The sequence below is a fragment of the Streptomyces sp. WAC 06738 genome (genome assembly GCF_003945505.1).
Taxonomy (GTDB): domain Bacteria; phylum Actinomycetota; class Actinomycetes; order Streptomycetales; family Streptomycetaceae; genus Streptomyces.
Genome location: NZ_CP029618.1, coordinates 2,922,501 through 2,941,632 on the forward strand (window position 1 = coordinate 2,922,501; position 19,132 = coordinate 2,941,632).

Below are 19,132 nucleotides of genomic sequence, written 5' to 3' on the forward strand. Positions count from 1 at the left end.
CAACGATCGCGCGATCGCCGGCGAAAGTCGTCATCCTGGCGGATGCTCTGAGTCGTACTGCCGGAGCAGTACGACCGCCGTGGGAACCCCTCCCGGGTCGCATTCCCCGCCCGCGAGCGGTCCGGCCCGGCAATCGGCTACCGGCCGGTAGGCGGGCGCCGGACCGTGGCGGCGCGGCGCCGGCTCACGGCCAGGCGTAGAAGCCCTGCCCCGTCTTGCGCCCCAGCTCGCCCCGCGCGACCTTCGCCCGCAGCAGCTCCGGCGGCGCGAACCGCTCCCCCAGCGTCTCGCGCAGGTGCTCGGCGATGGCCAGCCGGACGTCCAGCCCGACCAGGTCCGTCAGCCGCAGCGGGCCCATCGGGTGCTTGTAGCCCAGCTCCATCGCGGTGTCGATGTCCGCGGGCGCCGCCACGCCCTCCTCGGCCATGCGGATCGCCTCCAGGCCCAGGGCCACCCCGAGCCTGCTGCTGGCGAAGCCCGGCGAGTCCCGTACGACCACCGCCGTCTTGCCCAGCGTCCGCGTCCAGCCGCGCGCCGCCGCCAGCGCCGCGGCACCGGTCTCCGGCGCGGTGACCAGCTCCACCAGCTCCGAAGCGGGGACGGGGTTGAAGAAGTGCATGCCGAGGAACCGCGCGGGGCGGCCGAGGGCGGCGGCCAGCTCGGCGACGGACAGCGAGCTGGTGTTCGTCGCCAGCACGGCGTCCGGGCCCACCGCCCGCTCGGCGGCGGCGAGCACCCGCGCCTTCAGCCCCGCGTCCTCGGGCACCGCCTCCACCACCAGCTCGAGACCCGCCTGTGCCGGCAGCTCCGCGACGGAGCCCACGGCCCGTATCCGCGCGCACACCTCGTCCGGGTCCACCCCCGCGGCCAGCCGGCCCCGCTCCGCGGCCCGTCGCAGCGCGGCGGCGACCCGCGCCACCGCGGCCGCCGCCGCGTCCGCGCCGCTCTCCACGATCACGACGCGCGACCCGGCGGTCGCGAACGACTGGGCGATCCCCGCGCCCATCCGGCCGCCGCCGACGACCGCCATGGCGCGGGGCGCCTGGGCGCCGGGCTCGTCGGGCGCTGTGCTGTGCTCCGTCATGTCGTACGTCCTGTCGTACCTCTTGACTGGGATCCGGCCGCTCCGCAAGCTAACCGAATGATCGGTCGGGCCACAAGGGGAGTCAGGTGGTGCAGCACATGACCTCGCCGCACGACGGCACGACGGTGTTCGCGGCCGACGCCGCGGCCCGCCGCCACGGCATCGAGCTGCTGGAGGCCGCGCCGGGCGCCGCGGTGCTGCGGATGGCGGTCACGGCGGAGATGGCCAACGGCCACGGCATCGCCCACGGCGGCTACGTCTTCCTCCTCGCCGACACCGCGTTCGCCTGCGCGTGCAACAGCCGCGGGGTCGCCGTCGCGGCGGGCGCGGACATCACGTACGCGGCGCCCGCGCACGTCGGGGACGTGCTGGTGGCGCGGGCGGAGGAGCGGGTGCGCTTCGGCCGGAACGGGGTCTACGACGTGCGGGTGCTGCGCGGCGCCGAGGTGATCGCGGAGTTCCGCGGCCGGAGCCGTATCGTCCGCGACCCGTCGACGGGCGCGCGGGGCCCGTACGGAACAGGCGGCAACGGGGCGAACGGCGAGGACGACGGGAGAGGACCGGAGGGACGCGCGTGAGCGACACGACGACCGGCACCCCCGCCCCGCTGCTCGACGACGGCGAGCGCATGACCCCCGGCGAGCTGGCCGCGTACCAACTCGACCGCCTCCGCGCCACGCTCCGCCACGCGTACGACAACGTCCCCCTCTACCGCCGCAAGTTCGACGCCGCAGGCGTCACCCCCGACGACTGCCGCACGCTCGCCGATCTCGCGCACTTCCCCTTCACCACCAAGGACGACCTCCGCGAGGACTACCCCTTCGGGATGTTCGCCGTCCCCGTCGCGGACGTCCGCCGGCTGCACGCCTCCAGCGGCACCACCGGCCTGCCCACCGTCGTCGGCTACACGGCGGCCGACCTCGACACCTGGTCGGGACTCGTCGCCCGCTCCATCCGCGCCGCGGGCGGCAGGCCCGGGCACCGGGTCCATGTCGCGTACGGCTACGGGCTCTTCACCGGCGGCCTCGGCGCCCACTACGGCGCGGAACGCCTCGGCTGCACCGTCATCCCCGCCTCCGGCGGGATGACCGCGCGGCAGGTGCAGCTCATCCGGGACTTCGCGCCCGAGGTCATCATGGTCACGCCCTCCTACATGCTCACGATCATCGACGAGTTCGAACGCCAGGGCCTCGACCCGCGCGCCGGCTCGCTGCGCGTCGGCATCTTCGGCGCCGAGCCGTGGACGGAGGAGATGCGGCACGAGATCGAGGAGCGGGCCGGTCTCGACGCGGTGGACATCTACGGGCTCTCGGAGGTGATCGGGCCCGGCGTCGCGCAGGAGTGCGTGGAGACCAAGGACGGGCTGCACGTGTGGGAGGACCACTTCCTGCCGGAGATCGTGGACCCGGTGACGGACGAGGTGCGGGCGGCGGGCGAGGGCGGCGAGCTGGTCTTCACGTCCCTGACGAAGGAGGCCATGCCGGTCGTCCGCTACCGCACCCGCGACCTCAGCCGGCTGCTGCCGGGCACGGCGCGGCCGGCGTTCCGGAGGATGGAGAAGGTCACCGGACGCTGCGACGACATGATCATCCTGCGCGGCGTCAACGTCTTCCCCAGCCAGATCGAGGAGATCGTGCTCCGCACCCCCGGGGTGGCACCGCACTTCCAGTTGCGGCTGACCCGCCAGGGCCGTCTCGACCGGATGACGATACGGGCCGAGGCCCGGCCGGGGGCGCCGGTGGAGCAGTGGACGGCGGCGGGCGAGGCGATCGCACGGCGGGTGCGGGAGGGCGTGGGGGTCGGCGTGGAGGTGGAGATCGTGGCACCGGAGACGCTGGAGCGGTCGGTGGGCAAGATCCGCAGGGTGGTGGACGAACGGGAGGGCTAGGCGGTACGGGCACGGCCCCCGGCGCGGCCTGCGCCGCGGCTCCGGTGCGGCTTCCGCGGCGGCTCCGGTGCGGCCTCGGCCGTGGCTCAGCGGGCCGCGACGCCCTCCGCCTGCTCGCCGTCCCGCGCCGCCCGCAGCGGCTTGGCGAAGCAGCGGCTGTCCGGCTCGCAGCGGTAGTAACCGAACTTCTCCGTCGGCTCGTACCCCTCCGACCGGTACAGCGCTATGGCCTCCGGCTGCTTGCTGCCCGTCTCCAGCACCATCCGCGCCCGCCCCGCGGCCCGCGCGCTCTCCTCCAGCGCCGCGAGTATCCGCCGCGCAAGACCGCGCCCCCGGGCCTCGGGGACCACGTACATCCGCTTCAGCTCGGCGTCACCGGGCCGGTGCCCCTCGGGGGTCCCGTCCATGGCCCGCCAGCCGCCCGTGGCGAGGGGGGTGCCGTCGGCGTCGTACGCGAGCAGGTAGAGCCCGCGCGGCGGCGTGAAGTGCAGCGGGTCCATCACCGTGTGATCCCCTTCGCCGTACCGCTCGGCGTACTCGAGCTGGACCCGGTCGTTGAGCATGACCGCGTCGGGATGGTCGTAGGGCACGGGGACGATCTCCATGACGGCAATGGTACGAAGCCGCCGCCGGGTGCCGAACCGGGCATCACGGTGCAGGTGACCGGACCCGGAGACCGCGAGGGGGGCCAGCGGCCATACTTTGGGACCGTGGAGGAGAACAAAGGTCTGAAGGTCACGCCCGTCAACGCCGCAGCGATGGACCCGGCCGCTCTGCCCGGCCTCGTACCGTCGCCGCCGGACGAGAAGGAGAAGGAGCAGGACGAAGCAGAAACGACCGACGAGAAGACGGAATCCGAGGACTCCGCGGACACCGCAGCCGCCGCGGACACCGAGGACGCCGCGGACGACGACAGCGACGAGGACGAGGCGGACAAGGCCGAGCCCGCCGGCAAGGACGCCGCAGGGGACGCCGGCGACGACGCCGACGAGGACAAGGCGGCCGCGTCCGGGGACTCCGGGGCCGGCGCCTCCGACGACTCGGGCTCCGACGACGGCGGCCCCGTCTTCGAGGCCGCCGACCGCCGCGGCTCGGTGACCGTCGACAGCGCCGGCGTCCGCTTCCGGCTCGACGACACCGAGGCCGAGTTCACCTGGCCGGAGATCGGCGCGGTCGAGTACAAGACCTCCCGGTTCGGCCGCCGCCTCGTCCTCAGCGTCCACGACGACCGGGGCATCTGCCCGGCCGAGGTGGAGGCGCCGGACAAGGCGACGCTGAAGACGTGGGCGGCCGACCTGGAGTCCGCTCTCGACGCCTACTTCGAGGAGACGTCGCCGTAGACGACCCCCCGTCCGTTGGTCGACACGTACACGCGGCCGAAGACCCGCGGGTCCCCGGTGATGGCGGCACCGGTCCGGCCCCACTGATGGGCGTCGTCGTTGATGCGCTCCCAGGTGGCGCCGGCGTCGGTGGAGCGGAAGATCCCGCGTACGCCGCCGATCCTGGCGCTCGTGTAGAGCGCCTGGTACGTCGCGCCCGGCGCGGCCTTGCCGAAGCCGATCGTGTCGGCCTCGTCGACGCCGGGTACGCGGGCAAAGGTCGCGCCGGCGTCGGTGGAGTGCCACAGGCCGTAGGTGCCGCCGCTGCCGCCGGCGAGCCAGATGTCGCCCTCGCGGCCGGGGACGGCCTTGAAGCGCACGTCGCCCGCGGCCGGCAGGCCGGTCGACGGCCGGGCGGTGAACGTCGCGCCGCCGTCGGTGCTGACGTAGAACCTGCCGGCGGCGAAGCCGTAGAACTTCTCTGGATCGACGCGGTCGGCCTCGACGGTGGCGCCCGCGGGGATGCCCGTGGCGGCGGTCCAGGAGGTGCCGGAGCCGGTGGTGGTGTGCACGCCGGCGCCCTGCGGGCTCCACACGAACCGGCTGCCGTCGGCCGCCGCCGCGACCGTGCCGCCGCCGGTGACACCGCCCGGGTCCTGGCCCGCTGACCAGTGGGCGCCGTTGTCGGCGGAGAACGCCACGTGCGGGCCGGAACCGGCGTTTCCGGTGCGTACGACGACATCGGGGCGCGTCTCGGCGTAGTCGAGGCTGGTCGTGGTCGTGAAGTTCGGCTGGGTGTACATCAGGTCGGGCACCTGGGTCAGGTCGGTGTGCCGGAAGCCGCCGACGTCGCCGAGCGCGCTGAGCAGCGGGGCACCCGAGGGCGGTGAGATCAGGTCCAGGACCGCGGTCTCCTCCAGGCCGCGGACCATCGGCGTGACGGTGAACTTCGCGCCCGCGTCCCAGGCGGTGAGGTTCTCGGTGCCGTAGATCGTGGCGCCCGTGCCGTACATCATCCGGTCGGAGTCGAAGGGGTCGATCTCCAGCGCCTCGGTCATCCAGCCGAGCTTCGGCGTCTGCTCCGGCGGCTGCGGATCGGCGCCCCAGGACAGCCAGGGGACGGAGGAGACGTCCATGGTGAAGCGGTTCTCGCGGTCGGGGTACGACGTGAAGTCCCAGGCCCGGGTCCAGCCGGCACCGCTGTCGGTGGAGCGGAAGATCTGGGTGTCGGGCCACCAGGAGCTGTAGCCGGTGACCATGACGGTGCCGGGATTCCGGCGGTCGACGGAGAGGCCGCTGTAGCCGAAGGTGGTGTCGGCCGCGGGGACGGGGCTGATGTCGCGCCACTCGCCGGTGGCGGTGGCGTAGCGCCAGACCTGGCCGGCGCCGCCGTCGAAGGGGCCGCCCTTGTCGCTGTAGGCGAGGTAGAGGAAGCCGTTCTCGGCGTCGAGGACGCCCTTGTGGGCGAGGTACCCGGTGGGCTGGCCGGGCAGGCGCTCCCAGGTGGCGCCGGCGTCGGTGGAGCGGTAGACGGAGTTCTGGGTGTCGGCGACGCCGACGTAGACGGTGCGGGTGGGACTGGACGCGGAACCGGTGGACTCGTCGAAGGTGACCCAGACGACGCCCTGGTTGTCGGAGGCGTAGCCGCTGGGGTCGCCCGGGTCCTCGACGTAGTTGCCGGGGTTGGGGAAGGCGGTCACCTCGGCCCAGGTGACGCCGGCGTCGGTGGAGCGCCAGAGGCCGTGGCCGCTGGGAGCGCCGAGGTAGAGCACGTCGTTGTCGTGCGGGTCGACGGCGAGGCGCTCGCCCATGCCGCGTCCCGGCATGTTGCCGCCGAGCTTGAAGGGCAGCGGGGACTTCCGCCAGGTGGCTCCGCGGTCGGCGGAGCGGTAGACGGCGCCGTTGCCGGGGTCCCAGTCGTTGGTGTACGTGCCGACGGCGGCGTAGACCTTGTCGGGCTCGACGGGATCGGAGGCGATGCTGGCGACGCCGGTGTGGCCCCAGTCGTCCCAGCCGACGGAGTCGAGGAGGGGGGTCCACGTCTTGTCGGACTCCCGCCAGCGGTAGGCGCCGCCGATATCGGTGCGGGCGTAGGCGAGGCCGGGCTCGGAACGGTTGAAGACGATGCCGGGGACGAAACCGCCGCCGTCGATACGGGCGTTACGCCAGTCGTAGGGCACGGCGGTGGTCTTCCCGTTGCTCCGGGCCGCCTCGGCGCTCTGAGCACTTTCGGCGAACGGCTCGGCCGCCGCGGGCCCGGAGACGAGCAGGCCGGCGGCGAGTAGGACCGATCCGGCGAGTCGGAGTCTGCTGATCCTGCGCACGTTGGGGGGTCCTCTCCACGGGTTGGCTGCGGCGCCGCGTGGGAGCGCTCCCAGAATGCGGCGCCGCCGGAGGGGGGTCAAGGTGCGTACGGAATCGAACTCATTCGACACGTGCTGCGCTGCGTCCTCTGCCGGCCCCCGGCCCGTCGCGGGACCGCCACGCCCCGCCCACGAGCGCCACCGCGCTGAAGCTCCCGTCCGCCACCCGCCGCACGGTCTCCTCCCACTCCCGGAGCACGCGCCGCCGCCCACCGGGGGTGGCGGCCCACGCATCGCGCGTCACCACCGGTCCGCCGTACGCGGGATCCCAGGTCAGCGCGGAGAAGGGGCCGATGCCGGGTACCTGGGTGGCCAGCATGTGCACGGTGCGCCGGTGGTACCACTTGCTGACGGTGGTGACGGACAGCCCGGCGGCCAGCGCCTCGTGGACGTACGGCAGCGAGAACGCCACGTTCTCCCAGGTGTTCGCCGACCTGTCCTCACACCGGATGACCTCCTCCGGCACCCCGCGGGCCACCAGCAGCCGGCGGAACTCCCGGGCCTCGACGACGCCGTCGTGCCGGTTCACTCCCCCGGTGAGGATGACCAGGGGCGCCAGCCCGCGGTGGTGGCGCTCGGCGACGATCTCCACGGGCGGGCCGAACTGGTTGGTGCCGAAGACGAGATGCGCGGTGGCCCGCCCGGCGGGCGGCGGTGCGGAGACGTCCACGTACGCGGTGATCTCGGCGATCTCCCGCGCGCTCAGCCGGCGTTCGCTCATGCGTGCCCCTCGCGGACGGCCTCAGAGGGGGACGGCCACCGCGTTGAAGGTGGTGTCCGGTTTCTGGGGGGAGGTGAAGCGGGCGTTGACCAAGTAGAGGCGGTTGCCGTGGCGGGCCGCCGTGGTGGGGACGTCGAAGCGGGGGTCCGTGATCGTGTGGTGCAACGTGGCGGTGCGCACCGCGCGGTCGAGGCGGAAGACCGCGACCTGATTGTCGCGGTTGCGGACCACGTACAGCGTGTGGCCGACGCGGGCCAGGCCGTCGCCGTTGAGGACGTCCGCCGCGCCGCGCAGCGCGATCTCCGTGGCGTGGCCGGTCCGCACGTCGACGTGGTAGAGGCGGCCGGGGATGCTGTTGACGACGATGACACCGCGGCCGTCTGGGGTGTCGACGATGCCGTTGGCGTTGTAGACGTGGGGGGTCTGGACCCAGTCGCCGGTGAGCGGGAGGGCGCGGACCTCGCCCCGGCGGCCGCGGGGGACGGCATGGAGAACCGCCTCGTTGGAGTCGGTGAACCAGGCGTCCCGGCCGAGGAGGACGGTGTCGTTGACGAAGTGGCCGGCCGGGGGCGTCAGCCGGTGGGTCGCGACCAGGGCGCCGGTGCGGGAGTCGATGACACTCGCCGTGCCGCCGGCGCCACCGGCCACGTACAGCAGGTCGTCGCGGTCCAGCTTCAGGCCGATGGACGCCTCGCCGAGGGCGCCGGCGCGGAGGACCTTGAGCGCGCCGGTGCGCAGGTCGGCGCGGAGAATGCCGCCGTGGGCGCGGGAGCCCATGTAGGCGTACGGACGGCTGCCGATGGCGATCCCCTCGGGGAGCCAGCCGTCGGGGAGCGGGAACTCGGTGGGCCAGGCGCCGTCGGTGGGCCCGGTGGTGCCGTAGGGGCTGGTCGTACCGTTCGGCCTGGTGTTGCCCGACGGCCTGTTCGCGCCGTACGCCGCGCCCGCGCCGGCGGCCGTGGCGGCCGTCGCGGCCGTGAACGTCGCGCCGGCGGCGGCGCCGAGGAGCAGGCGGCGGGAGAGTCTGGGGTGGTTCGGAGTCATGGTTGCGGGCCTTCCGTGGCATGGGACGGCAGGGGTGTGCGCACCTCGGTAACTCTGCGAACTTTCGACACAACGGATTGTGCACGTCCCGGAGTTCCCCCGCACACCCCCGTCGCGCCTGCCTGAGAAGATGACCCCATGCCGCCCCCCGGAGCACCGCCCCAGCGCAGCGCCATCGGCGTACGCGACGTGGCCGCGCTGGCGCGGGTGTCGCCCACGACGGTGTCCAACGTGCTGTCGGGCAACCGTCCCGTCAGCGCGGCCACCCGCGAACGGGTGCACTGGGCAATCGACCAACTCGGCTACCGCCCCAACCTCTCCGCCCGCAACCTGCGGCTGCGCCGCGCCGGCCTGATCGCCGTCGCCGTACCGGAGATCGACATCCCGTACTTCGCCGAGCTGACCCGGCACGTCGTCCAGGCCGCCCGCGAGAGCGGCTACACGGTGCTCATCGACCAGACCGAGGGCCGCCTGGAAGCCGAGCGCTTCGTGCTGAGCGGCATGAACCCCGGCACGGTCGACGGCGTGCTCTTCAGTCCCCTCGGCATCGAGCGGCACGAGTTCGACAACCGTCGCGGCAGCACCCCGCTGGTGCTCCTGGGCGAGCGCATCACCGGAACCGGCGTCGACCACGTGGCGATCGACAACGTCGCCGCGGCCGCCGACGCCACCGCGTATCTGCTCGGCCGCGGCCGCCGCCGCGTCGCCGCGCTCGGCCACCAGGAGCCGCGCGGCGGCGGCACGGCGCCCCGCCGGACGGAGGGCTACCGCCGGGCTCTCCAGGCCGCGGGCGTGCCGTACGACCCGTCGCTCGTCGTCCACACGCCCTCGTACCACCGCCGCGACGGCGCCCTGGCCATGGCCGCCGCCCTGGACCGCGGCGCCCGCCCCGACGCGGTCTTCTGCTACACCGACCTCCTCGCGCTCGGCGCCATCCACACGCTGCACGAGCGCGGGCTGCGGGTGCCGGAGGACGTGGCGGTCATCGGCATCGACGACATCGACGACGGCCGGTACAGCAACCCGACGCTGACGACGATCGCGCCGGACAAGGCGGAGATCGCGCGGACGGCGCTGGGGCTGCTGCTGGACCGGATCGCGGACGGGGGGCGGGCGGCGCGGCAGGTGGTCGCGGCGCACAGGCTGGAGGTCAGGCGGAGCACGTGAGCCGGGGGCGTACGCACGGACGCGCACACCCCCGGCACGGATCTACTCCCCCTCGAACGCCGCCGGCCGGAGCTGCGCGGCCCGTACGCGGGCGACGTCCAGCTTCTCCGACCGGTCGAACCGGTAGATGCCGTTCTGCTCCTGGAAGACGTCCGTCAACTGCGTGTAGCAGTAGCCGAACATGTCCGGGTCGCCGAGCAGCACCCCCGTCAGCCCGGCGAACCGCTCGTGGAACGCCTCCTCGTCGCGCGGCCGCTGCCCGTACCCCCACGACACCAGCCGGTCCTCCCCCGCGGACGCGGCGTCCTCGGGGTTCCACCAGATGCCGCCGAACTCGCTGCAGAAGTAGGGCTGTCCGCCGTACGGCAGCGACCAGGTCTGCCCGGCCGCCTCGTCCTGCGGGTTGACGAAGGGGGTGCCCGCGCGCAGCCCGGCCATCAGCTCGCCGAACGCCTTGGGGTCCTGTTCGTAGCAGTGCGAGTCGTAGACGTCGGTCTCCGGTACGCGGTGGGCGTAACCGGAGGCGTCGAGCACGGGCCGGGAGGTGTCGGCGGCCTTGGTGGCGAGGAACATGGCGCGGGTGACGTCGTCGAGGACGCTCTGCCGGTCGGTGAGCACCTGCCGGGTCTCGTTGAGCGGGCACCAGCCGATGAGCGCGGGGTGGGAGTAGTCGCGTTCGACGGCCTCCAGCCACTGGGCGACGAAGCCGGCGGTGGGCTGCTGGTTGTCGGGGCCGACGGGGCCGCCGGTGCTGGCGCCCCAGTCGCCGAACTCGCCCCAGACCAGGTAGCCGAGGCGGTCGGCGTGGTGGAGGAAGCGCTCCTCGAAGACCTTCTGGTGCAGGCGGGCACCGTTGAAGCCGGCGGCGAGGGAGAGTTCGATGTCGCGGACGAGGGCGGCGTCGTCGGGGGCGGTCATGAGGCCGTCGGGGTAGTAGCCCTGGTCGAGCACGAGCCGCTGGAAGACGGGCTTGCCGTTGATCAGGATCCGCTTGCCGTCGACGGTCACGGCGCGCAGCCCGGCGGTGCAGACGGCACGGTCGATCACGGTGCCGTCGGGACCGGTCAGTTCCAGCGCCAGCTCGTACAGATGCGGATCCTCGGGGGACCAGGGGCGGCGCCGCTCGTCGGGTACGGGCAGGACGAGGCGCGGCGCGAGGTCGAAGTCCGCGGCGACGGCGGCCTCGGTGACGACGCCGTGCCCGTCGCGCAGCTCGGCGCGGACGCGGTGGCCGGTGCGGCTGCCGGCGAGGGGGACCTCGACGTGGAAGCAGCCGGCGGCCAGGTCGGGGGTGATGCGGGGCCGCCGGACGTGCGTGTCCGCGACGGGCTCCAGCCAGACGGTCTGCCAGATGCCGGTGGTACGGGTGTAGAAGCAGGCGTGGTTGTCGTACGCGGTCGACTGCTTCCCCCGCGCCTGCGGCCCCCGCGCGGCATCCCGCGCCCGCACCACGACGACGGCCTCCTCCCCGGCCCGTACGACACCGCCGAGATCGGCGCTGAACGGCGTGAACCCCCCGCTGTGCCGCGCGACTTCCCGCCCGTTGACCCACACGGTGGCGTCGTGGTCGACGGCCCCGAAGTGCAACAGCACCCGCCGCCCGGCCCACGCCTCCGGTATCCGCACGGTGCGCCGGTACCAGACGGCGTGGTGGAAGTCGGTGTCCCCGATCCCGGACAGCTCCGACTCGGGACAGAACGGAACGACGATGCGCTCGGGCAGCTCGCTGTGGGCAAGCCCCCGCTCGAACCCGCTGTCACCGGGATCACGGGCGAACTGCCAGGTGCCGTTGAGGTTGAGCCAGTCCGCCCGGACGAAGCCGGGCCGGGGGTACTCGGGCCGTGGAGTCCCGGCGGGGGCGGAGGGAGCGTGCGAATCGGGCATGGCGAAGGGTCTCCTGGGGGAGGACGTCAGATCGGACGGGATGCGGTCCCTGCCATCACAGCACCAAGATGCAACGTTGTAAACCACGCCCGAAGCCAGCAGCCACTCCCGGCCGCGTAACGTTAAAATCGCGGGAGGCATCAGGGCAGGGCGCCCGCGCGGGAGGACCTTGCCGGTGCGGGGTGCCGATGCCGAGAATGGCGCCGTGACTGACCTCTACGCGGTACGGGTGCTGGCCGTCGATCCGCCGCGGCGGCGCATACAACTGCGAGTGACCGCGTTCAACCCGGACGTATGGCACTGGCCGCTGCCCGACAAGAACTTCTTCGCCCGTGACCTGGAAGAGGATGAGGCCGTACTCGACCTCCTTGCCGACGAGGACGACGGGGTCGATCAGGACTTCGTCGAGAGTGTGGAGCGAATCGCGACCCGCAACTACCCCTTCACGGCTGAGGCCGAAGAACGGCTCTCCCGGAGCGGCCGAGGGTTTCCCTGGGAGGACGAGGGGCCGTTCGACGAGATGTCCCCCGAATCCGCCGCGGCCTTCCTCCGGTGCGAGGAGGTGCGCGTGGGGGCCGACTACGACGTCGTGGTCACCGACTCACGACTGATCGAGCATCTCAGGCCCGGCCTCTGGTGGCGTACCACCGCCTACCCCGGTGCAGATTGACGCGAGGAAGGGGCCCGGTCCGAGCCTCCGGCCGCCCGGGTGGGGCGGGGAGTGGACTGCGGTCGTAGAGGGAGAACTGCTCCCAGGCACCGGAGGTGGCGGACCGGGCGCGCAGCACGCCGGTGCGCGGCGCCGGGTAGTTGACCTCGGCGGTCGCGAACCCGCCGTTGCGGACGGACCGGATCGCGACGGGCTCGGCCGCGCCCGCCGTAACCGCGCGCGCCCCGTCGGCGGCGGCCGCCTCCGGGCCCCGCACTTCCTGCCACCCGCCGGGCAGCTCCGACGACGAGGCGGGCTGCGCCGCGGCCGTCTCCAAGGTCCGCGACCCGCACACGGCCGGCCTGTGGACCTGGCCGATCATCGCCGCCCACACCCGACTCCGCCTCGCCCGGCCTCTCGCCGAGGGCCTCTGCCGCCCCTGGGAACGGCCCGCCGAGCCGCGCCGGCTCACCCCCGCCCGGGTCCGCCGGGAGCGTGAAGACCGCAGCTGCATCGGTCGGCGGAACCACCCGAGCATGCCGGTTGACCACGCTGCCGCACCGGAAAGTCCAAGATCTCCAACAGAGTCAAGCTGACGCCGCCCTAACCTCCCGGCACCACCCAGATCAGGCTGCCCCCAGCTACACCGACCTGCTGCGACAGGCCAGAGGTGACGCACTTTCACCGCCACTCGAACCACAGCGCCTCGCGGCGCAACCAAGATCCCCGGCAACGTCAAGTCAGCGGGTGCTGAGGGTGGCGATGGTGTGGCCTGCGGCGTCCCGGACAGTGACGCTGTGGACGAAGTTGGGCTCGCGGCCCGTGCTGTGCGAGCCGCTGGGCAGGGGGATGGTGGCGTACCAGGCGCCCCAGCCGGGCTGGCCGGCCAGGTGGACCACGCGGCCGGTCACCGAACCGTCGCCGGTAACCACCGTGACACTGGCTGCGTCCCCCTTGCCGTGGTACAGGCCGGACAAGAAGTAGCGCCCCTCCACCTGCTCGGCCTGCAAGCTCACCCCGGGCCGGCTCAGGTCCAGATTGCCGTCGACGACACTGCGGAACTGGTTGGGCTGGTCGGGAGTGGACCAGTGCTTGCCGTCCTCGGTGAGCCACAGCTGCACCTTCGGCGCTGCCTGCACCCGCTCACCCGGCGCCACCACCCACACCTCCGACGCCGTCGATGCTGTGGGGGCTGTGGGGGCTGTGGGGGCTGTGGGGGCTGTGGGGGCTGTGGGGGCTGGCTGCGCGATGGTCTGGGGAGGGGGTGCGGCGACGCGGACGGCGGTCGCAGCCAGCGGGATCAGCAGCAGTCCGCCGGCAACGGTCAGCGCTGCGGTGCGCCGCCGCCGCCGGGTGCGGCCTGCCTCCTCGATGGCGACCAGCGGCAGCCGGGAGGGCGTGACGTCGAGGGCGGCTTCCGTAAACAGTTGACGCAGCCGCTCGCTGTCGGGGTGGGAGATCATCGGTGGGCTCCGGAGTGGAAGTCGTCGGATGCGAGGGCAGGATGACCACGCAAGGCGTCAAGGCCACGCCGGGCATGCGTCTTGATCGTGCCAAGTGAGCAGTTCAGCACCGTGGCGATCTCCTGATCGCTCAGGTCCTCGAAGTAGCGAAGCACCATCACGGTCCGCTGGCGGGGCGGCAACGTCGCCAGCGCCTGCGTGATGGCCGCACGGTGCTCGGTAAGCTCTGCGTGTCCACCGAGCGCAGCAGGGTGCACCGGCTCGGGGAGGAACGGCATGAGCAGATGAACCACGCGCCTCTTGCGGATCCGGCTGAGGTTGTTGTTGACCAAAGCCCGGCGCACGTAGGTGTGGGGCTCGTCGCGGGGGACGCGCTGCCATCGGGCATACACCTTGGCCAGTGTGGTCTGCACCAAATCCTCGGCCTCGTGGAAGTCGCCCGTGAGCATGTGCGCGGTGCGTACCAAACGAGGCCAGGCCGCCGCTGCGAACTCGGCGAACTCGGCGTGCCTCTGATCCGTCACAACTGGTCGTTCCTCACCATGATGGGCGATCGGTCGTGGAAGGTGGGGCCCGGAAGAGCCGGGCCCCACCTTGGGTCGCACGCGGTCAGCGGGAGCCGGGGGTGGCGGTGGTATCTCCTGCGGCGCCCCAGCTCGGTAGGGGTCTCGGTTGGTGGTTGGCCTGCGGGTTCGTGGCTGTCAGGCTGTAGGTACCGGTTCGGCGGGCGAATCCGTACATCGGGGCACGGACGTGGCCCGCCCGAGAGCGCCGTTCGAAGATCAACCCGAACGCCTCCGTTTCGCCTACAGTGGCGCGCTTCCACAGCTCCCGATGGAGATCCTGCGCCGTCCAGGCCCTGATACCTGCTCCGTCTCCGTGCGCCGGCTTCGGGATCACGCGGCCGGTTTCGAAGAGCGGCGAGGCGGGGGGTGCGGCCATCATCGGCTCAGTCCGTAGGCGCGGATCACGGTCTGCTTGATGCTGGCGCCGTTGGAGTCGGTGGCAGTGGCCCGTAGTGAGACGAAGGCCGCGCCCTTGGGTGCCCTCGGTACGACCACCTGGAGTCGGTCGCCGTCCGGCTGCACCTTGAGTTTGGTCCAGGTTCGGCCGTCGTTGAACGACGCCTCGACGCTCAGCTGCTCGACTTGCGGCTTCGCCCCGCTTGGATCCTCGACGCTGACTTTCAGCGGGAATGGCTGGTGGGCCGGTGCCTGGTCCAGCAGGTCGAAGGCTCCCGTCATCCGCAGATTCGGCAGGGACAGCCGTTCGAACTCCTCCACCGGGCCCGCCTTGAACGTCCAGGTCGCCTCGACCTGGGTGGCCAGCACCGACCACGGGACGTCTCTGGTGGACTTCGTGGTCAGGATGTACTCGGCCGTCTCGTCCGGCGAAGCGTCGAAGGAGCCGCCGTCCGACGTGTCGTTAGTGCCCACGAGCACACCGTTGCGGGTAAGCGTGGTGCTTCCGGTGACTCCGGAGCCGTCGTCACCGCTCAAGTGCAGTGGTGAGGAGGTGGAGAACGCGCCGAGCGCCGCCCAGAGTCGGTCGTAAGCGAAGACCGGCCGGGCGATCGGGCCGATGGCAGCGGCGTTCCAGTGCCTGTCGTACTCCTTCCCGGCCTCGTACCGGTGCTCGAACCCGTCGTAGGCGTCGTACTCCCAGGCCGTCCCGGCTTCTAGCGCGTTGACCCACCGAAGGCCGTTCCTGCCGGTATAGAAGTCGATCCGTTTGCCGGGTGTTCGGACGTCGTAGCCAAGGCTGGTGAGGGAGCCCCACCCGTCGTCGGTGAAGCCATCGGCGCGTAGGGACGTCGTCTGCTCTTCGCCGACGCCCTGGCCGTGCACGGTGGAGTGGACGGCCGCGAGCTCACTGTCATGGACCCGGTATGTCGGGGGGTTGGGGATCCGTCCTTGCGTGGTGAGGTCGAGGTTGTAGCCGCGTGGAAGCCGATCGGAGCCTTTCAGCGGCTCCGGCTCGACCAGCGAGGTGGTGAATCCGAACAGGTAGGAATAGGAGTCGACCTTCTCGGTCGGTGTCGAGTAGAGGTCGGCAGCGTTGTTGGCGTCGTACCCGCCCCAGACCCGCAGGCCGAGCCAAGGGGTGTCGACCCTGATGGACTGGACGCCCACCGGCTTCGCCGTCGGGCTGTCGACGTCGGCCCGGACCGGTAGGCCGTCCCGCGCATCGAGCGTCACCGTCGTGTCGGAGGTGAGGTTGAGTTCCGGCCTGGTCACCAGCGTCTGACTGTCTCGCTCGGCTCCCGGGGTGAACACCGCCGCCGACAGGTCGTATTCGTTCTTGGGGAGGCGTAGCGTTACGGGTTCGTCGTCGACATATATCTTACGGAGGGCGGCGTTCTCGGTGCTCAGGTAGACCGGTGTCGCCGCGCGGTTCCCGGCACGGTCGGCCGTGTCGATGGTGAGGTCGTACGACTCGACCTCCTTGACGATCCCGATCGGGGTCCGGACGACTGTGGTGCTCCCGGTGCTGGCGGTGAGTTGACCGGAGTACAGACCGTCTGGCCCGTCGATGGTGCTGTCGGCGGTCACGCTCGCCTCAGCGCTTCCCCCTGCCGCAATGGTGATCCTTGCCGGTGAGACGCCGAACATGCCGGCTGGTGCCGGGTCGCCGGCGGGGTCGGTGCCGCTGACGGAAAGGTCGAGGGTCACCGGGTTCTGGCCGGTGTTGCGGTAGGTGACCTTGCTGGTAACCGTCGGGTCGTCGCCGTGCGGCCACCGGGCGGTTCCCATGCTCAGCACTGCGGGGAACGCCAGCACCTGCTGGTCGATGGCCTGGCTGAGATCGACTCGGCCGGCGCCCTGCTGAAACACGCCGAGCGCGGGATGGGGGGCGGCGCTGCCCATCATTGCCGAGCGCAGTTCGTCGGCGTCCCAATCCTGGTGCTGCTGCGCCAGGATCGCTGCGGTAGCTGCCGCGTGGGGGGCGGCCATCGAGGTCCCGGACAGTTTTGTGTACGAGTCGTCGACGGGCTGGCCGAGGTCGGTTTCGCCGGCCCGAGCCGCGATGATCCCCTCGCCGGGCGCGGTGAGTTCCGGTTTCACAGCGCCGTCGCCGACGCGCGGCCCGTAGTTGGAGAAGTCACTGAGTGTGTCGGCTTTGGTCACGCTGCCCACGGCCAGCGCGTGGTCGGCGTCGGCGGGTGAGGAGACCTGTTCCTCGTTATCCGCACATGGCTGACCTCCCGGGTGGTTTCCCGCAGCAATCACGAACAGCGTCCCGGACTGTTCGGTCAGCCGGTTCACCGCCTGCGACATCGGATCTGTACCGCCGCTCGGGCAGCCGCCGAGGCTCATGTTGACCACCCGGGCGCCCTCGTCGGACGCCCATTCCATCCCGGCGATGATCCCCGACTCGGAGCCGTAGCCACCGTCGTCGAGGACCTTGCCGTTGAGCAGTTGCGCATCAGGTGCGACACCGCGGTAGGTGCCGTTGGAGGCGGCTCCGCTGCCGGTGATGATCGAGGCCACATGGGTTCCGTGACCGTGCAGGTCATCGGTGGGAGCGGGTGATCCGCTGTCGGTGAAGTCCTTCGCGGCGACGACAGCGTCGGCTAGGTCGGGATGCCCGGGGTCGATGCCGGTGTCCAACACGGCTACCTTGACGCCTTTGCCTGTGAACCCAGCTTCCCAGGCGCTCGGCGCGCCCACCTGCCGCACGCTGTCGGCCAGGTTCGCGCGTATGCGGGCATCCAGCCAGACCTTGGCGACACCGGGATCGAGGGTCCGCTTCGATGCCGAACCCTCGGTCAGCCCCGACCAGAGAGTCCCGAGCTTCTCCTTCGCGGTCGTAACCGTGGAGCCACGCAGGCTCGTCAGGTCGCGCTTGAGCTTGGCGCCGGAGGCGATGATGCGCTCGCCGGCCTCGGCCTCGCGTGACTTTCCCCCGCCGTAGGTCACGATCAACGGCAGTTGCTTGCTGGAACTGTCGTCGTACTTCTGCTTGATGAGGCCGCTGACGTCGAACAACCGACGATCCACTTTGCCGGCGGCGACCAGGTCCACAACATCGGACGGCAGGATGCTCACCTGGCCGTCCTCGGTCCGAGACTCGGTGAAGCTGATCTCCTCCCGGCCGGGCGCCGGCTCGATAGTCACCGACCGGCGATGCAAGGGTCCCGTTGACACCACAACCTTGTCACCGGTGATCAGCGTCACTGTCTTCGACGAACCAAGGGTGCTCAGCCGGCTCGCTGGGGTGATGGCCGAGGCTGACTCGTTGGCTGTCACCGATGAGGTGAGGGGTGAGACGGTCAGGCCGGTGACCAACAGGCCGGCCAGTATCGACTGTAAGCGCCCATGTTTCGGTTGCATCCGTGTCCTTTCTCAAGTGGGCCTGGGGGTGGGGCCCGTGCTGTGCGAGCCGCTGGGCAGGGGGCTGGTGGCGTACCAGGCGCCCCAGCCGGGCTGGCCGGCCAGGTGGACCACGCGGCCGGTCACCGAACCTTCCCCGGTGACGGGCAAGGCCCCACCCACCACCGTGACGCCGGATACGTCCCCCTTGCCGTGGTACAGAAGCCAGACAGGAAGTAGTGCCCCTCCACCTGCTCGGCCTGCAAGCTCACCCCGGGCCGGCTCAGGTCCAGGTTGCCGTCGACGACACTGCGGAACTGGTTGGGCTGGTCGGGGGTGGACCAGTGCTTGCCGTCCTCGGTGAGCCACAGCTGCACCTTCGGCGCTGCCTGCACCCGCTCACCCGGCGCCACCACCCACACCTCCGACGCCGTTTGGGAAGCCTGGGCCGAGGTGGATGCCCCGGTCTGGGTGTGGGCGGCGACTCCAGCCGTGCTGGTGGCCGCGAAGGTCGGGACCATCGTGGACACCCCCACCCCCGCGGCCGCAACCGCGCTGCCGCCCCATACATCTTCATCCGTGTCACGGGCGATGCTCCTGTCGGCTTGGAACGAACAAGGTGGAGGGCGCCTCTCCACCCTCCTAAACGCCGCCCACACCGAAACTGGATGACACAGACCTCGGATTTTCTTGCGCTGCCTGGCTGCCGCGCCCTGACTGCAGCCATCCGACCGGCTTGAGTGGTTCGTGTTCGTCCTGAACGTGCTGGTCGTCGGCGCTGTCTGCGGTGGAGATCGTCTGTCAGCGGTCGGTATTGGTGGTGGTTGAGGACCAGCAGCAGCGCCACGAGCCGGGTGGCCCAGCTGCGGGCCGGCCCGTTGGGGACGGCGGCGGCGCGGGCTTGGCGCCGAGCCGGTCCGCGCATCGTTGCCCGCAACCGGGGGTGCATCCGGTCCCGGGCGAGGGCTTCGGCCGCGCCGTAGCGGGTGGGGTCGCACGTCGTGGCCTGGTCGGGGGTGTGCCAGGAGTCCGGCTTGGAGAAGGTGAGGACGCCGCCGTGCTTGCGCGGCTGTCCGCCGCGCGGGGTGGAGTGACGCGGTCCGGCGTCCCAGAGCATGACGCGGTCCGAGCGGAGCCGGCCGGCCAGCCCGACGGGCCGGTCGGCCAGGACGTAGGCGAGGCGGGTGACGTCGTAGCCGGTGTCCATGACGACGGGGATGTCCGCGTCGCCCGGCCG

Annotated in this window: 15 protein-coding genes and 1 pseudogene; 6 read left to right on the top strand and 10 right to left on the bottom strand. The window is 71.8% G+C overall.

The features are described 5' to 3' along the window. Positions 1-184: 184 nt before the first annotated feature. Complete coding sequence (locus DMB38_RS12260) at positions 185-1,084, bottom strand: 3-hydroxyacyl-CoA dehydrogenase family protein (RefSeq protein ID WP_125935205.1); 900 nt, start codon at positions 1,082-1,084, stop codon at positions 185-187. Positions 1,085-1,182: 98 nt separating this feature from the next. On the opposite strand from DMB38_RS12260, the gene paaI reads away from it, so the two are divergent. After that, positions 1,183-1,662, top strand: coding sequence for a hydroxyphenylacetyl-CoA thioesterase PaaI (paaI, locus tag DMB38_RS12265; RefSeq protein WP_240662694.1), 480 nt, complete (start codon positions 1,183-1,185; stop codon positions 1,660-1,662). Positions 1,663-1,712: 50 nt separating this feature from the next. Then, the gene (gene paaK / locus DMB38_RS12270; RefSeq protein ID WP_240662695.1) at positions 1,713-2,972 is read left to right on the top strand and encodes a phenylacetate--CoA ligase PaaK; all 1,260 of its coding nucleotides are present in this window, start codon (positions 1,713-1,715) and stop codon (positions 2,970-2,972) included. An 86-nt stretch (positions 2,973-3,058) separates the two neighbouring features. Here the strand turns inward: paaK and DMB38_RS12275 are convergent, their stop codons facing one another. Next, positions 3,059-3,577: a GNAT family N-acetyltransferase gene (locus DMB38_RS12275; protein WP_206337684.1), complete on the bottom strand. Its 519-nt coding sequence runs from the start codon at positions 3,575-3,577 to the stop codon at positions 3,059-3,061. A gap of 105 nt (positions 3,578-3,682) precedes the next feature. Between DMB38_RS12275 and DMB38_RS12280 the strand changes: the two genes are divergently transcribed. Continuing rightward, on the top strand, positions 3,683-4,312 hold the full coding sequence (locus tag DMB38_RS12280) for a hypothetical protein (protein ID WP_125935207.1): 630 nt from the start codon (positions 3,683-3,685) through the stop codon (positions 4,310-4,312). Here the strand turns inward: DMB38_RS12280 and DMB38_RS12285 are convergent. The 3 genes from DMB38_RS12285 to DMB38_RS12295 form a co-directional block, all read right to left on the bottom strand. Further along, positions 4,288-6,606 carry a xyloglucanase gene (locus DMB38_RS12285; protein ID WP_125938977.1) on the bottom strand — a complete coding sequence of 773 codons (2,319 nt, stop codon included), beginning with the start codon at positions 6,604-6,606 and terminating at the stop codon, positions 4,288-4,290. The two genes, DMB38_RS12280 and DMB38_RS12285, sit on opposite strands and share 25 nt — an antisense overlap. Positions 6,607-6,715: 109 nt before the next feature. Continuing rightward, positions 6,716-7,375, bottom strand: coding sequence for a YdcF family protein (locus DMB38_RS12290; RefSeq protein WP_125935208.1), 660 nt, complete (start codon positions 7,373-7,375; stop codon positions 6,716-6,718). A 21-nt stretch (positions 7,376-7,396) separates the two neighbouring features. Further along, entirely contained in the window at positions 7,397-8,419 is a 1,023-nt protein-coding gene (locus tag DMB38_RS12295) for a superoxide dismutase (RefSeq protein ID WP_125935209.1), read from the bottom strand. Positions 8,420-8,557: 138 nt separating this feature from the next. Here DMB38_RS12295 and DMB38_RS12300 point away from each other — a divergent pair, with 138 nt between their 5' ends. Next, positions 8,558-9,586 carry a LacI family DNA-binding transcriptional regulator gene (locus DMB38_RS12300; protein WP_125935210.1) on the top strand — a complete coding sequence of 343 codons (1,029 nt, stop codon included), beginning with the start codon at positions 8,558-8,560 and terminating at the stop codon, positions 9,584-9,586. 42 nt (positions 9,587-9,628) lie between these two features. On the opposite strand, the gene DMB38_RS12305 is transcribed toward DMB38_RS12300, so the two are convergent. Continuing rightward, entirely contained in the window at positions 9,629-11,470 is a 1,842-nt protein-coding gene (locus DMB38_RS12305; RefSeq protein ID WP_125935211.1) for a sugar-binding domain-containing protein, read from the bottom strand. 205 nt (positions 11,471-11,675) lie between these two features. Between DMB38_RS12305 and DMB38_RS12310 the strand changes: the two genes are divergently transcribed. Further along, on the top strand, positions 11,676-12,140 hold the full coding sequence (locus tag DMB38_RS12310; protein WP_125935212.1) for a hypothetical protein: 465 nt from the start codon (positions 11,676-11,678) through the stop codon (positions 12,138-12,140). A gap of 314 nt (positions 12,141-12,454) precedes the next feature. After that, positions 12,455-12,610 (top strand): annotated as a pseudogene (locus DMB38_RS37665) (transposase); the annotation flags it as partial. A gap of 249 nt (positions 12,611-12,859) precedes the next feature. On the opposite strand, the gene DMB38_RS36070 reads toward DMB38_RS37665, so the two are convergent. The 4 genes from DMB38_RS36070 to DMB38_RS12340 all read right to left on the bottom strand — a co-directional run bounded on the left by DMB38_RS36070 (position 12,860) and on the right by DMB38_RS12340 (position 18,416). Next, a complete protein-coding gene (locus tag DMB38_RS36070) occupies positions 12,860-13,582 on the bottom strand; it encodes a hypothetical protein (protein WP_164715963.1) in 723 nt (240 codons plus the stop codon). Next, positions 13,579-14,106 (bottom strand): SigE family RNA polymerase sigma factor, encoded by a 528-nt coding sequence (locus DMB38_RS12330; protein WP_125935215.1) that lies wholly within the window; start codon positions 14,104-14,106, stop codon positions 13,579-13,581. The genes DMB38_RS36070 and DMB38_RS12330 overlap by 4 nt, the downstream gene beginning before the upstream one ends. Positions 14,107-14,523: 417 nt before the next feature. Next, complete coding sequence (locus DMB38_RS12335; RefSeq protein WP_125935216.1) at positions 14,524-17,916, bottom strand: S8 family serine peptidase; 3,393 nt, start codon at positions 17,914-17,916, stop codon at positions 14,524-14,526. 122 nt (positions 17,917-18,038) lie between these two features. After that, entirely contained in the window at positions 18,039-18,416 is a 378-nt protein-coding gene (locus DMB38_RS12340; RefSeq protein WP_125935217.1) for a hypothetical protein, read from the bottom strand. Positions 18,417-19,132: the final 716 nt, after the last annotated feature.